General features: G+C 57.0%; 11 protein-coding genes. 2 read left to right on the top strand and 9 right to left on the bottom strand.

The window, feature by feature from the left end; translation table 11 throughout:
- Positions 1 to 4 precede the first annotated feature (4 nt).
- Both AC2FIP_RS02220 and AC2FIP_RS02215 read left to right on the top strand, forming a co-directional pair.
- Complete coding sequence (locus AC2FIP_RS02220) at positions 5 to 2,467, top strand: penicillin acylase family protein (protein WP_496785022.1); 2,463 nt, start codon at positions 5 to 7, stop codon at positions 2,465 to 2,467.
- 106 nt (positions 2,468 to 2,573) lie between these two features.
- Positions 2,574 to 2,966: a nuclear transport factor 2 family protein gene (locus AC2FIP_RS02215; RefSeq protein WP_496695612.1), complete on the top strand. Its 393-nt coding sequence runs from the start codon at positions 2,574 to 2,576 to the stop codon at positions 2,964 to 2,966.
- A 52-nt stretch (positions 2,967 to 3,018) separates the two neighbouring features.
- Here the strand turns inward: AC2FIP_RS02215 and hflX are convergent, their stop codons facing one another.
- From hflX to dusB, 9 genes are all read right to left on the bottom strand, one after another.
- Positions 3,019 to 4,290 carry a GTPase HflX gene (hflX, locus tag AC2FIP_RS02210; RefSeq protein ID WP_142633528.1) on the bottom strand — a complete coding sequence of 424 codons (1,272 nt, stop codon included), beginning with the start codon at positions 4,288 to 4,290 and terminating at the stop codon, positions 3,019 to 3,021.
- Entirely contained in the window at positions 4,290 to 4,529 is a 240-nt protein-coding gene (gene hfq, locus AC2FIP_RS02205) for an RNA chaperone Hfq (RefSeq protein WP_010440340.1), read from the bottom strand. The genes hflX and hfq overlap by 1 nt, the downstream gene beginning before the upstream one ends.
- A gap of 126 nt (positions 4,530 to 4,655) precedes the next feature.
- A complete protein-coding gene (locus AC2FIP_RS02200) occupies positions 4,656 to 6,194 on the bottom strand; it encodes a TrkH family potassium uptake protein (protein ID WP_496785021.1) in 1,539 nt (512 codons plus the stop codon).
- Positions 6,194 to 7,570: a Trk system potassium transporter TrkA gene (gene trkA, locus AC2FIP_RS02195; RefSeq protein WP_496695617.1), complete on the bottom strand. Its 1,377-nt coding sequence runs from the start codon at positions 7,568 to 7,570 to the stop codon at positions 6,194 to 6,196. The genes AC2FIP_RS02200 and trkA overlap by 1 nt, the downstream gene beginning before the upstream one ends.
- A gap of 587 nt (positions 7,571 to 8,157) precedes the next feature.
- Entirely contained in the window at positions 8,158 to 9,567 is a 1,410-nt protein-coding gene (gene ntrX / locus AC2FIP_RS02190) for a nitrogen assimilation response regulator NtrX (protein ID WP_496749665.1), read from the bottom strand.
- Complete coding sequence (locus AC2FIP_RS02185) at positions 9,564 to 11,852, bottom strand: sensor histidine kinase NtrY-like (protein ID WP_281972011.1); 2,289 nt, start codon at positions 11,850 to 11,852, stop codon at positions 9,564 to 9,566. The genes ntrX and AC2FIP_RS02185 overlap by 4 nt, the downstream gene beginning before the upstream one ends.
- Positions 11,853 to 11,951: 99 nt before the next feature.
- On the bottom strand, positions 11,952 to 13,319 hold the full coding sequence (locus AC2FIP_RS02180; RefSeq protein WP_281994544.1) for a response regulator: 1,368 nt from the start codon (positions 13,317 to 13,319) through the stop codon (positions 11,952 to 11,954).
- Between the two features lie 42 nt (positions 13,320 to 13,361).
- Positions 13,362 to 14,429, bottom strand: a complete 1,068-nt coding sequence (locus tag AC2FIP_RS02175) for a two-component system sensor histidine kinase NtrB (protein ID WP_496785020.1) — start codon at positions 14,427 to 14,429, stop codon at positions 13,362 to 13,364.
- Entirely contained in the window at positions 14,426 to 15,409 is a 984-nt protein-coding gene (gene dusB, locus AC2FIP_RS02170; RefSeq protein ID WP_496700461.1) for a tRNA dihydrouridine synthase DusB, read from the bottom strand. The genes AC2FIP_RS02175 and dusB overlap by 4 nt, the downstream gene beginning before the upstream one ends.
- Between the last annotated feature and the right edge of the window lie 130 nt (positions 15,410 to 15,539).

Here is a 15,539-nt window from a genome sequence, read left to right as displayed (position 1 = left end):
GCTGATGGGAATTGTCTTTCGCTGGCTAGTGCGTATCGCCTCGGGTCTTGTTCTGCTGACATTGGCGGCTGTAATGCTGGTGTATTTTCTGGCCAGTCAATCCCTGCCGGATTACGATCAGACCGTTAAAGTTGATGGCCTGACTGCGCCGGTTGAGGTTGTCAGGGATACTGCGAATGTTCCCCATATTCTGGGCGCATCAGACCCGGATGTCTTTTTTGGCCTTGGCTATGCCCACGCACAGGATCGCCTCTGGCAGATGACCGTTCTGCGCCGGACAGCGCAGGGCCGATTGTCCGAAGTCTTTGGCGCTCGCACTGTTCATATCGACAAGCTTTTGCGACGGTTTGATCTGTACGGGCTTGCACACCGGTCGGTACAAGCCCAGGACGACTATACCAAAGAGGCCCTGCGCGCTTATGCTGCCGGGGTGAATGCACGACTGGCCGAGATTAACGAAAACGCATTGGGCCGTGGTGCGCCAGAGATGTTTTTGTTCAATGCGCCTGTATCGCCCTGGCAACCGGGCGACAGCCTGGCCGTCATCAAACTCATGAGCCTGCAACTTTCTGGTCATCTTGAGGATGAAGTGCTGCGCGCGCGCACATCGCTTATGCTGGATGACCAGACCCGACTGGCGGATATTCTGCCTGATGTTCCCGGGCCGGGAATCGCCGCTCTGCCCGAATACGCCGCCCTGTTTCCCAACCTGCCCAGATATGCGGCCGGATCGTCGATGCCGGACACGCCCATCTCGCCCTTTCCAAAGCGCGGATTGGCCGGAGCATCGAACGCATGGTCTGCCGCGCCCACAAGATCTGCCAGCGGTGGGACGCTTCTGGCCAATGACCCGCATTTGGGCTTCACAGCGCCGGGCATCTGGTATCTGGCCCGTCTGGAACTGGCCAAAGGCGGCGTGATCGGTGCCACGATCCCCGGCATCCCGGCGGTGATGACTGGACGCAGTGATCGACTGGGCTGGGGTTTGACCTCATCCTATCTGGATGATCAGGACATCCATATCGAGCAGTTGAACCCAGAAAACCCCGAGGAATACCTGACCCCCGAAGGATACAAGACCTTTCGCAGCCGCCCTTCGATCATCGAGATCAAAGACGAAGCCCCAATCACTCTGACCCTGCGTTGGACCGAGAATGGACCGGTTCTGCCGGGCACCCATTACGATCTTGGGACGATCACGCCGCCGGGTCATGTCGCCTCGCTGTCCTGGACAGCCCTGAGCGCACAGGACACATCCATGTCAGCCTCAATGGCGCTGATGAATGCGGACACTGTCCGACAAGCCATCACCGCAGCCGAGCTGTTCATGGCGCCATCTCAGAACCTGTCATTGGTCGACAAGGACACCATCGGCATGAAGCTGATCGGCGCAATGCCGCAACGTGCCGCAAAGAACCAAAGCCGGGGGCGTATTCCGACGCCTGGCTGGCTGGCCGAAAACCGGTGGCAAGGCCGCCTGCCCTATGCTGACAACCCCGAATTCGTCGCACCTGCGGGCGGCATTCTGGGCAACACAAACAACAAGATCATCGACCGGCCATTTCCCGAACATGTCTCATATGAATGGGGGGATACGCAGCGCATCCATCGCTGGGAACGGCTGATGCAATCGCGCGAGGTACACACGCGCGACAGCTTTATCGAGGCACAGCTGGACACGGTCAGCTTTACCGCGCGCTCTCTGCTTCCGCTGATCGGGGCTGATCTGTGGTACACCGGCGCCTCTGCCCCCGAAGGCACCCAGGAACGCCAGCGCCAGATCGCGCTGAACCTTTTGGCCGAGTGGAATGGCGAGATGAATGAACACCTGCCAGAACCCCTGATCTATGCTGCTTGGGTTCGGGCGCTGCAAATCCGGTTGATCGCAGATGAGCTTGGCCCCCTGGCGGCTGAATACAAACATGTCGAACCACTGTTCATCGAACGTGTCTATCGCGACATCGACGGAGCTTCGGCCTGGTGTAATGTGCGTCAGAGCGCGCCGACAGAGACCTGCACCGATATGGCGCGCATGGCACTGGACGATGCGCTGATCTGGATTTCCGAAAAATACGGAGGATCGCTGGAATCTCTACGCTGGGGTGACGCGCATCAGGCGACGCATGACCACCCGGTTCTGGGATCGGTTCCGGTGCTGCGGTTCTTTGTGAACATCCGGCAGTCCACCAGCGGTGGCGACAACACCCTGCTGCGTGGCAGAACATCGGGCGAAGGCCCTGATCCGTTTCAGAACGTGCACGGTGCAGGCTATCGCGGCGTATATGATTTTGCGGATCCCGACAGCTCGGTCTTTATCACGGCTACGGGCCAGTCGGGTCACTTCCTGTCACGCTACTATGACGATCAGGCCCAGCTTTGGCGTCGGGGTGAATACATCCCGATGTCGCTGGATCTTGACCTGGCACATGCAGCCGCTGTCGGAGTGACCACCCTTATCCCCCGCTAAGGTCTGTGCTTCGGCAAGACCTCGCCCGTTTATTTTCCATCGCGTGGACGCTGAATGGCGTTTGGCATACGATCCAAAGGCCTAGGATTTGTGTGCGGGGGACCAAATGGCCAGTATCCGGGATAAGCTGAACAATCTCGCGCGGGATTATGCGATTGCCTGGAGCTCGGGCGACCCCGAGGCAGTTGCCAGTTTCTATGCGCCCGACGGACAGATCACGATCAACCGTGGAGAACCGATCATAGGCCGCGCCGCGGTGGCGGAAATGGCGCGCGGGTTTTACACTGATTTCCCCGATCTTGAGGTCCGCTGCGACATGTTTCGCTGGGCGGGAAGCCACGCAATATTTGTCTGGACACTTGAAGGGCAGCATTCCAAGACCGGCAACGACGTCGTGACGCGGGGTTGGGAAGAATGGGAAATGACCGACACCAATCAGGTCCAGACCTCTCTGGTTTGGTTCGATGCCGAGGATTTTCAGCGCCAGATTGACGGCTGATCACGGACCACTTTGTTCGATGGGTATAGGGGAATTCGCCCCCAGTCAGAGTTCAAAGCGCGGAGTATTGCGAGGCCTGTTTTTCTGTCCACAGCACGTCGATCACAAAGCCATCTTCGGTCTGCTTTTCGGACTGCACGACCTCCTGGCGGAACAACCACGCGCGCTTGTTGCCTTCGGCAAATCCCAGTTCCAGCGTTGCCTCAGAACGTACGCCCTGCAGCGTGACGGCAATTTCCGCCAAAAGCGGGGCGATCCCTTCGCCGGTGACGGCTGAAATCGCAAAAATCCCCTGATCCCGCTCTGCCCGCGCCATCGCGGCTTCGCGCTCATCCGGGGACAGCAGGTCGATCTTGTTCCAGACCTCAATCCGGGGCCGCGTATCGTCAATACCCAGTGAAGTCAGGATAGTTTCGACATCCTTCGCCTGCGCCTCAGATTCATCGTGGCTGATATCGCGCACATGAACCACGATATCAGCGCCCAACACTTCCTCCAGCGTGGCCCGGAATGAGGCGACCAATTCGGTGGGCAGGTTCGAAATGAATCCCACCGTGTCCGACAGGATCACTTCGGGACCGTCAGGCAATTCGACCCGGCGCATGGTGGGGTCCAAGGTGGCGAACAACATGTCCTTGGCCATGACATCGGCCCCGGTCAGGCGGTTGAACAGGGTTGATTTGCCCGCGTTGGTATAGCCTACCAACGCCACAATCGGATATGGCACCTTGGCCCGCGCGGCGCGATGCAGCGTGCGGGTCTTGACCACCTTCTGCAACTGACGACGCAAGCGCACCAGTTGTTCATCAATGGCCCGGCGGTCCGCTTCGATCTGGGTCTCACCCGGTCCACCCACAAAGCCCAATCCGCCCCGCTGCCGTTCCAGGTGGGTCCAGGCACGCACCAGCCGGGTCCGCTGGTAGCTCAGCGCGGCCATTTCCACCTGCAAAACGCCCTCACGGGTGCGCGCACGGTCGCTGAAGATTTCGAGGATCAGCCCGGTCCGGTCGAGGATCTTGACTTTCCACGCCTTTTCAAGATTACGTTGCTGAACGGGCGTAACCGATCCGTCGATCAAAACCAGCTCGACTTCGTTCTCGTGCAACCGTTCGGCCAGTTCCTCGATCTTGCCGCTACCGAACAGAAAACCGGCCTGCGCCCGAGGTAATCGCACAACTTCGGATCCGATCACATCAAGGTCGGGCAATGCAGCGGCCAGCGCCACCGCTTCTGCCAGCGCCGGTCCTGGAACGCGGCGCTGTTCATCTGATTTGATTTCCGGATGCAGCACCCACGCTCGGGTGCGCACCCTTTCATGTTCCATCAAGAGGCGTCTTCGCCCTCATACAGGCTGATCGGCTGCGATGGCATGATGGTCGAAATCGCGTGTTTGTAGACCAGCTGCGACTGTCCGTCGCGGCGCAACAATACGCAGAAGTTGTCGAACCAGGTGATCACACCCTGCAATTTCACACCGTTGATCAGGAAAATTGTGACCGGGACTTTTGCTTTCCGTACATTATTCAGGAACGCGTCCTGCAGATTCTGTCTGTCCGAAGCCATATTCTTATAATCTCGCCATTGTTCTTGCTACGCGCTGCGGACCAACGCGCTCCCTCCGGCGGAGTATGGAGTGTCGTTAACCGATATTCCAGATGAAAAATCAGTCACTAGCATGGTTATTGTTTCTTAACCCCTCAATAGAGCGGGTGTGATCAGGGCAATAATCGCCAGCGTTTCCAATCTGCCGATCACCATAGCGGCACACATGGTCAGCTTGGCACCGCCCGAAAGGTCGATCAATCGGATAGGAACATCGGTTGCCAATTCGATCAACGGCCCTGTCGTGCTCAGCGCGGCAACGCTAAGCACCATAGCGTGTTCGAACCCCGTACCCATGGCAGCAAGCAACACATTGAACACAGCAGCTGTCAGGGCAAACATCATGAAAAATATCCAAGCGATAAAGGCCCCATCGCTTTGGATGCGACGGTTTCCGCCACCTACTCCGCTGACCGAAGACGGATAAATCAAACGGTCAATTTCGCGCGCGCCGTTAAGGTACAGAGCAAAAACCCGCAACAGCTTTACCCCGCCCGCCGTTGTTGCAACTCCACCGCCGATCAGCGCAAGCCCCATCAGGATCAATCCCGGGGTGCCTAGACCGGAAATTTGCTGGGCATCATCCCAGTTTGCACTTTCGAACCCCGCGGTAGTCAGAAATGACAAGACCGTAAAAATCATGCCCCAAATTACGCTCAACGCCTGAAGAGGCTCCATCTGGCCGCCAATTTCGCTGACGCCGGCAAGAACCCTGAAGAAAAGCAGCGCCGCTACGCCTGCAACGATCATGAGCCCGATCCGGAACTCGGGGTCCTTATCCAGCCGCGAATATCCGGACGTAGCTGTGTCCGAGGAAAAGGTAAGCCGCGACAAAGCGAAGAACAGGAACAGAAACAGGATGGCCTCACCGGTTACCCCGGCCTGCGCTCCCTCAAGCCCACCAACCGGTGAGATACCCGATGTGGCCATGGTTGACATCGCATGACAGATGGCGGTCAGGCCCTGCTCTCCTGCGATCACGAGCAACAGCCAAATGACAGCGGTCAGCCCGACATAAACCGGCGTCAAAGTCAGCGTGACACGGATTAGACGCCCGCGCGGGTCTACTATCTCGCTTTGCGCCACGCCTGAAACCGGGCGACCGGGTTGACCGCGGGCTGTCACCTCGAACCCGCCCAGCGACAACGGCGCGAGAATCGCAGCCGCTGAAATCCACATCAAAAGCCCGCCCATCCATCCGACCTGAGCCCGCCAAAGGTGTAACGGCGCCGACAAACGGTCTGGATCAGGAAACAAATCAGCCCCGGTAGTGGTCAATGCGCTGACCATGTCGAAATAGGCGTTCAGAAAGCTCGTATTGCCCAACGCATCATGCAGAGGGATCGCAAGAAACAAGGGCAATACGGTGAAACAGCCTAACAAGACCGCCAACTGGCCCAATGTCCCTCGGCGCGGCATTCTGTTGGATGTTGCCAGCGAAATGATCCCGACCACGAACAACCCCAGCAATCCGGAATAGAAGAACGACCGGGACGTGTCGTGATCATCCAGCACCAGCGCAAATATGGCAGGCATCCACATAGCGGCGGCAAAAATACCCCAGATCAGAAGAAACAGCGGCAATCGCCGTATAAGGCTAACCTGTTTTTTCCGTGCATGCGCCATCAGAAGAAATCAATCGAGACCTGCATCAGCCGTTCCACCTCGGGCACGTCTTTGGCTAAGGCAAAAATCGCCACCACATCCTTTTCTTCAATCCTCAGGCTGCCTGTGGGACGCAACATCTCATCGCCTTTGCGTACGGCACCAACCAGCACACCTTCGGGGAAATCAATGTCGCGCAGCTTCTGCCCGGCCATAGGAGAGGTTGAAAGTACTTCGGCCTCGATCACTTCGGCCTCGGCATCGCCGATGGAATAGACCTGCCGCACGCGTCCGTGCCGAATATGGCGCAGAATCGAACTGACGGTGGTGGCGCGGGGGTTGATATAGGCGTCGATACCCAGCGGCCCCATCAGGGCAACCATGCTGGGATCATTGATCAGTGCAATCGCCAGAGCACAACCTTCGGCCTTGGCACGCACGGCAACCAACATATTTACACGGTCATCATCCGTGACGGCCAACATTGCATCCGCGCGTTCGATGCCAGCTTCGCGCAGCAGCGCCGCGTCCAGACCATCACCGTGAAGGACAATCGTTCGCTCAAGCGCTTCGGCTGCCACTTCCGCACAGTGGCGGTCTCGTTCAATTATCTTGGCACGCACGCGGCTTTCACGTTCTTCCAATGTCCGAGCAACTTCAAGACCGACATTACCACCGCCGACAATCACCACCCGGTCCTGCCGTTTTTGCGCCTTGCCGAAAACCTCCATCGTCCGGTCCACATCTTTGACATTGCTAAAGACATAGCATTCGTCACCGACAAACAGCTGGTCCTCGGATTCCGGGGCAAACAGCGTACCCTCGCGCCGGACACCCACCACAATAGAGCTGAGCGTCGAAAACAGATCGGTCAGTTGCCGCAATGGCGTGTTCACGATCGGGCAATCCTCGGCGATGCGAATGCCAAGCAACTGCGCTTTGCCGTCCATGAACATCTCGGTGTCAAAGGCGGATGGGGCAGACAACCGGCGCATCGCCGCTGCGGCAACCTCGCGCTCGGGGCTGATCACCACATCAATCGGCAGGTGATCGCGGCGATACAGATCCGAATGAATCGCCTCGAGATAGGATTTCGACCGAAGCCGGGCGATTTTGCGCTGAATGGAGAAAACCGAATGTGCCATCTGACAGGTGACCATGTTCACCTCGTCCGAATGGGTGGCAGCAATAATCATATCCGCATCGCGCGCGCCCGCTCGGTTCAGAACATCCGGATAGCTTGCAAATCCCGCAATCCCCTGAACATCCAAGGTTTCGGTCGCCCGTCGCACCAGATCAGGATTGTTGTCAACCACAGTAACGTCGTTCAACTCGCCCGAAAGATGCCGTGCAATCTGCCAGCCAACCTGACCCGCACCGCAAATGATGACCTTCATGCTATTGGCCCTTCTGCCTGAAATCTTTGAATGACAGATGCCCCCCAGACGGTCAATTAGTTTGTAACACAAGCAAAGCTGAGGCAAGGTAAGCGTATGAAAACAATAGCTCTCACGATTTCTTTGACTCTGTTGCTAACTGCGTGTGGGCCGCTTTCCCTGTATTATCAAGAGGGCGAGACAGTTTCGCAAATGCAGTCGGAAACGACTGGATGTCAGGTTCAGTCCCTCAAAGACGCCCCCGTTGCCAATCAGGTGCGACAAGGGGCACCAACTTATTGGCCAGGTCGCACCTACTGCGATGGTCGGGGAAGGTGTCATCGCACCGGAGGCTGGTGGCAGCCCGGTCAGATCTATACGGTCGATGTTAACAAAGGGCTGCGCAACAAGCTGGAAGCACAATGCATGGCGCAGAAAGGCTATCGCCCGGTCAGCCTTCCGCCTTGCAAGCAGGGCGTAAAGTCGCGTGTTGCTGCGGTCCCAACAACACAGCTGCCACTGCTCAGCACAGATTCATGTTTCGTCAAATTCGACAACGGAACGTTCCAGATCATTACCCCAGGTCAGGCAGGATAAAGGCCGGCGGCTCACTCCGCCGGTTCAGCCTCGTCCAGTTGCGCGATCCGCGCCCCCGATTTGTTCGAGGTCACTACGCCCAGAGATTTCAGCTTACGATGAAGCGCGCTGCGTTCCATGCCGACAAAGCTGGCGGTACGGCTGATATTGCCCCCGAACCGGTTGATCTGGGTCAGCAGATATTCACGCTCGAACGCCTCGCGAGCTTCGCGCAACGGCAGGGTCGCCAATGCCCCGGACAGAACGACGCGTCCCGATTCATCGGCTTTTTCTTCTTCGTTTGGCAGCTCACGCGCTTCGATCGGGCCCGTACCGTCACCCAGAATGAGCACCCGTTCGATCAGGTTCTTAAGCTGACGCACATTGCCCGGCCAGGTCATGGTCTGCAGCAACGCGACAGCTTCGTCTGAAATCTCGCGCACCGGCAGGCCCTGGGATTCATTGCACATTTCAATAAAAAACTCGGCAAGAACCGGAATATCCTCGCGCCGATCTTCTAGCGAAGGCACCGAAATAGGCACAACATTCAGACGATGGTAAAGTTCTTCCCGAAAACGATCCGCGGCGATTTCTGCATCAAGGTCACGATTGGTCGAAGAGATCACCCGCAGGTCGACCCGAACCTTGTCGGAACCTCCAACCCGTTGAAACTGTTGATCAACCAGAACCCGCAGGATTTTTGACTGGGTTCCCATGGGCATATCTGCCACTTCATCAAAGTAGACGACGCCACCATGGGCCTCTTCCAACAGGCCTGCCTCAACCCCGCGTTCGGTGGTTTCACGGCCGAACAGAACCTCTTCAACGCGCTCCGGCTCGATCCCGGCACAGTTCACGGTCACGAAGGGCGCATTTGCCCGGTTCGATTCTGCATGGATATAGCGCGCGGCGATTTCCTTGCCTGAACCGGCAGGGCCTGTCAGCATCACACGCCCGTTGGACTTGGTTACCTTGTCCAGTTGGCTCTGCATTGCCCGGAACGAGGCCGATTTGCCGATCATATCCGAGCTTGTGACCTCTTTCCGCTTTAGCGAGGCGTTTTCGCGGCGCAGGCGCGAGGTTTCCATCGCGCGGCGGATCACAACCATCAGCTGGTCGATGTTAAAGGGCTTTTCGATAAAGTCATACGCCCCCTGCTTGATCGCAGCGACAGCGATTTCGATATTCCCGTGGCCCGAAATGATCACCACCGGAATGTCTGGGTTGTCGCGCTTTACAGTCTTCAGAATATCAATCCCGTCCATCCGGCTGTCTTTCAGCCAGATATCCAGGATCAAAAGCCCCGGAGGTTCGGAATTGATGGCTGCCATACACTCGTCCGAGTTGCCAGCCAGCCGGGTGGAATAGCCTTCGTCCTCGAGAATATCGGACACAAGCTCGCGAATATCACGCTCGTCATCTACAATCAGAATGTCGCTCATCTTTGGCCTGCTTTCAGTTTGTTTGTATCAATTGCCTGCTTTTTCGGCGCTGAATTTGAGGAAATATTGCTCCCGGGCAAACGGATCACGGCCATTGCGCCAAAATGGTCCTGTCCGTCAAATACGGGGGCGTCCTCAAGTGTCAGCACCCCGCCATGTTCTTCGATAATCTTTTTGACGATCGGCAGCCCCAACCCGGTGCCCTCGTCGCGTGTGGTCACGTAAGGCTCAAACAGCCGCGCACGATCTTCCGGCAAGCCGATACCGTTGTCGGCAATGGTAATTACTGTGCCCGCATCGTCGCCGATCACAGTAACCTTGATCTGAGGCTTGAGGTTCTCAGGTGCCCCTTTTTGTTTCAGCGTTTCAATCGCTTCGCCTGCATTCTTGATCAGGTTGGTCAGCGCCTGATTCAGCATTGTTGCGTCTACATCACCTGAAATCGGCTGATCTGGAAGCATCGCTTCGATTTCGACATCCGGCTGACCGGCTTGCTGCAACAGAACAGCCTCGCGCACCAACCCCACCAGATTTTCTTCGTGCCGATCCGGTTCCGGCATGCGCGCAAACTTTGAAAATTCATCCACGATCCGCCGCAGATCATTCGTCTGGCGAACGATCACATCAGTCATGGATACAAGGATATCGCAATCATCCTCATCCAGTTTGGACGAAAACTTTCGTTTGATCCGCTCGGCGCTCAGCTGGATCGGGGTCAAGGGGTTCTTGATCTCATGTGCGATGCGGCGCGCCACATCACCCCAGGCTGCCATTCGCTGTGCACTGACCAGATCGGTCACGTCGTCAAAGGCAACCACATATCCTTCAAGCCCGCCATCTTCGCCGCGGCGGATCGCCATGCGAACCAACAGGTTTTCCAAATGGCCTTTTCGCGTGACCTTGATTTCACCCTGCACAGCCTCTTGCCCGCTGTCCTTGAGGCTTTCGAACAAAGGCATGAATTCGGGCACCGCAATGCCAATGGCAAGATGTTCCTCTCCACGGGACCAATCCAACAGGCGTTCGGCGGATCGATTCACAAACGTCACGCAACCATCGGGGTCGACACCAACAACACCGGATGTGACCGAGGTCAGAACCGAGTCGAACAGCCGACGCCGGCGTTCGATCTGCCGTGTGTTCTCCAAAAGAGTATCGCGCTGCCCTTTCAACTGTCGGGTCATCTGATTGAAATAACGGCCCAGCATCGCAATTTCGTCATCGGTGGCTTCTTCGATAACCTGAACGCCCAGATCGCCTGCCCCGACACGCTGCGCAGCGGTGGTCAGGCGTCCAACCGGGCGCGAGAGACGCTCGGCGAACCACATTCCCAGCGACACTGCAGCCAGGATCAGGATCACGGCAAAGCCCAGATAAAGCAGGCCGAATTCAAACAATACCCGTCCGCGTTCACTTTCAAGCTGTTGATAGAACTGAACTGTTTCCTTGGTATCGTCCAGCAACGTCAGCAACTGCCCGTCCACTTCCCGGCTGACATAGAGATACCGATCAAGATAAGCCTTCAAAGGCACAAGCGCCCGAAATTCACTGTTTTGCCAATCGGCAATGATCAGCAATTCATTCTCAGTCGCTTGGGCCATCTGTTCAGAGGTCGGCTTTTCGAAGTTGAACAGATAAGAGCGATCCCCCCGGGATCGGATTTCACCATTTCCATCAATGACATAGGCCTCACGCAGACCGCGCTGGATTTGCGCCTGCCCTTGCGCCAGAACCTCTCGCAGTTCAGCATCGGAAATATAGAAATCACGCGTCCGGGCATTGTCCAGAAAAAGCGCTAATACGACGGCGTCCTGCGTCAGGCCCTCTCGGTGTTCCTGTTCATAAGCTTCCGCAGCAGTAAGCGAGGATCCGACAACCTGCCTTACGCGGTCGGAAAACCAGCCCTCAAGACCAATATTCACCGTCAGACCGGCAAAGATTGCAACCGTGACAGTCGGCACCAGAGCCAACAGTGTGAAGGCTCCGATCAGTCGCAGGTGCAAACGGGACCCCGCGGATTTGGCCCGGCGTGCTGCGATCAGGTTGCCTACCTGACCCAGAACCAGCGCCGCAACCACGAGAACATAGACCAGATCCGCAAGCAGGATCAGGCGCAATGAGGGCGCGGTTGCCCCCAGATCGAATGGACCAATGACCAGATAAGTGGTCAAAGCCAGCACCGGGCCCAGCAAAACCAGACCCAAAGTTCCAAAATTGCGCAGCCTTCGGGATTTTCGCCACCGATTGACTGATAAAATCAGCCCGCTCTGTGCTCGGGTTGCCACCGTCTGCCCTCATCCTGATGTGCCGCTTGCGCGACTTACTGCCATATGTCGTGGTCGTTGCCCGGTCGAAACCCGGATGCCACGCTTTGTGTGGCGATATTACATCAGTTTGCGCCGCCGTGTCACCTGAATATCGAGCTCTGTTATCTTTTTGCGCAGCGTATTCCGGTTAATCCCTAGAAGATCAGCACATTTTGCCTGATTTCCCCCGGTCGCATCCAAGGCCAGTTCAATCAAAGGCGCCTCAACCTCACGCAAAATACGCTGATACAGACCCGGAGGTGGCAACATATTTCCATGTAGATCGAAATAGCGGCGCAGGTGGCGTTCGACCGAAGCCGAGAGCTTTTCGCGTTCTCCATTGCCCAGCACCGGCTCGGCTTCGGGTTGGCTGCCCAGCACCGACTCGACCTCGGTTTTGGAGATTTCATCGGCGCGGCTGGTCAGGCTCAAACGACGGACCGCATTTTCAAGCTGCCGTACATTTCCGGGCCAGGAATAGCGCCGTACTAGCTCGACCGCATCCGGACTGAACCAGCGTTTCGCGCCATGTTCGCGTTCTTCACGCGCCAGAAAATGATCGGCAAGCAAGGTGATATCATCGACCCTTTCGCGAAGGGCCGGAACATGCACTGTCGCACCGCAAAGGCGATAATACAGGTCTTGCCGGACGCGCCCGTTCTCCATGGCTTCGGTCAGGTCCGATTGGCTCGTAGCCATGAACCGAGGAACATGATCGCCTGGAGTGTCCATCATCCGAACGAGACGCGCCTGTAATTCGTCATCAATATCCGCGATCTCGTCGATAAGCAGCGTACCGCCCCGCACCCGTGCCATGACGCGCGCCGGGCCTTCAAGATCCCGCAGGTCGGCGGCAGTGGCCGTTACAAATGGCAGCGTCCTGCGATCGGAAAAATCATGTATCGCTTTGGCGATCAACGACTTGCCCGTTCCACTCTCGCCCGAAATCATGACCGACAGATCGGTATTCATCACCCGCGCCACCAAGCGATACAGCGCCTGCATCACTGGTGTCCGCCCCACCAGAGGCAGCTCTTCCGGACGCTCTTGGGACGTGTTACCGGCATCTGACGGCGTGCGCTGTTTCTGTTCCAGCGCGCGCGCGGTACGCTTCATCAAATCCGGCAGGTCGAAGGGTTTCGGCAGATAGTCATAAGCTTCCGCCTCGGCTGCCTGGATAGCCGTCATGATCGTGTTTTGCGCCGAAATTACGATTACCGGTAATCCCGGTCGGTCCTGTGCGATTTTTGGCAACATCTCGAGCCCATTGCCATCCGGCATAACTACATCGGATATGACCACGTCACCTTTGCCCTCGGCTACCCAACGCATCAAAGTGGTCAACGACGAGGTTGCATGCACCTTACACCCAGCGCGTGTCAGGGCCTGTGTCAGAACGGTCCGAATTGTGCGGTCGTCATCTGCAACCAGTACTGTTCCATCCATCAGGTGCTTTCCTTATTCTTGCTCTTTCCGGCGATTCATTCACTATTTCGCGTCACGCGGCGCGCGCCTCAGAGAGATGCGAAATTCCGTTCGTCCCGGAACCGACTCGGCCGAAATCCAGCCGTCGTGGTCCGAAATGATCTTGCTGACCAGCGCCAGCCCCAGGCCGGTGCCGTTTTCCTTGCCCGACACAAACGGATCGAATATCTCGCCCCGAATCTTCTCCGGCAGACCGGGGCCGTCATCGGTCACTTCGATTTGCAGTGGCAGAGAATGACCTGACCCGTCGCTGCGTCGCAGGCGGAAAGAATGTTCAAAATACGTCCTTAAACGTATGGTTCCCCCTTTAGGGTCAGCGGCTTCCGAGGCATTCTTTAACAAATTCAAGATGACCTGCAGAAACTGATCCGGGTCGCCATAAGCAAGTGGCAACGACGGGTCGTAATCCTCGATGATCGTCATATGGGCACCGAAACCCAACAGGGCCGACCGCCGTGCCCGATCCAGCACGTCATGTATGTTGACCGGTTTGAAATCGGGCTTAGAGAGATTTCCGAATTGTTCAACCTGCTCCAACAGTTTTACGATACGACGACTCTCTTCGACAATAAGATCTGTTAATTCAAGGTCTTGCTGCGAGATATTCATGCTGAGAAGCTGCGCCGCGCCGGTAATTCCTGCCAGAGGGTTCTTAATTTCATGCGCAAGCATCTCGGCCATGCCGATCGCCGATTGCGCAGCAGATTTCACTGTGTTTCCACGGGTCATACGCCCAGCAAGTTCACGCGGCGTGATGATCATGATCATTGACCCCGGGTGTCCGACAAGCGGCGCGATCTGAAGCGCACATTGCAACGGAGCACGGTTGCCTGACCCTACATCCACATCGTTTACAAATAGTGGCGTACCGTGCTGACGCGCTCTCAGAAACGCTTCTTCTAATGGAGCGTCCACGGCAATCTGATCCCAGACGGGATGCCCGATCACGGATTTGCGCGAGGCATTCAGGAACCCTTCACCGGCGGAGTTTATGTCTGCGATCCGGTCATCTGCATCTATGACAAAGGCAGGAACGGGCAGCGAGGTCCAGATGCTGTGATCCGAGGTCATGCCGCCACCTCTGCATCACTGCCAAGCGCAACACTCAGCAGGTGCATCACCTCATCCGTGTTGCGCGATGTCAGCACCGCCCGGCGCAACGGGGCCGGTGTTCCAGCCTCATCCATATACCAGCCGAGATGCTTGCGAGCGACGCGCAGGCCCAGATCCAAACCATAAAACCCCAGCATGGCCTGATAATGGGCACGAACCATGTCGATCAGATCACTACCAGCGGGAATGATTGGCGCCTCTGCCCCGTATAACTCATGCCCCATCTGCGCCAGGAGCCACGGTTTACCCTGCGCCCCACGCCCAACCATGACCCCATCGGCGGCGGACTGATCCAGCGCTATGCGTGCAGCGCCAGAATCAACAATGTCACCATTCGCAATCACCGGAATCGAGACCGCTTCTTTGACCGCCCGGATTGCGCTCCAATCGGCATGCCCTTTGTAGAACTGGCAACGTGTGCGACCGTGGATCGTTACCATTTGTATTCCCGCATCCTGCGCCCGCCTTGCCACATCGGGCGCGTTCAGCAATTTGTCATCCCATCCCAGCCGGGTTTTCAGCGTCACGGGCACGTCCACGGCGCTGACAACGGCGTCGATCAATGTCAGCGCGTGGTCAGGCGTCTTCAGTAGGGCCGAGCCCGAATATCCATTTGTCACCTTCTTAGCCGGGCAGCCCATATTGATATCAATCACGCGCGCACCCCGATCAGCGACCTGGCGGGCCGCCTCGGCCATCCAATACGCCTCGCGTCCGGCAAGCTGGACAGCAGTGTTTTCCACATCCGCAGACAGCTCGGCCCGTTCGCGCACACCGGGTTTGGCCTGCACCATTTCCTGGCTAGCCACCATTTCGCTGACCACCATACCGGCACCAAAGCGCGTCACCAGATCGCGAAACGGACGATCAGTGATTCCGGCCATGGGCGCCAGTAGTACGGGCGGGTTCAAATCTTTGTCGGCAAGTCGCAGAGTCAACGTGCTTAATCCTTGAGCAGTTGCAGCTTTGATATCGAATTGAGTGCATATGAACAACAAAACCGCCATGAACAAGCATGCAAAATCATCGTTTGCCTATTTTTTAAGCAGATGAAACCGAGTGATTGCC

The sequence above is a fragment of the Ruegeria sp. CDSB114 genome (assembly GCF_059611025.1).
Note: the sequence above shows the minus strand (reverse complement) of the source record. Positions and strands in the feature narration are given on the sequence as shown.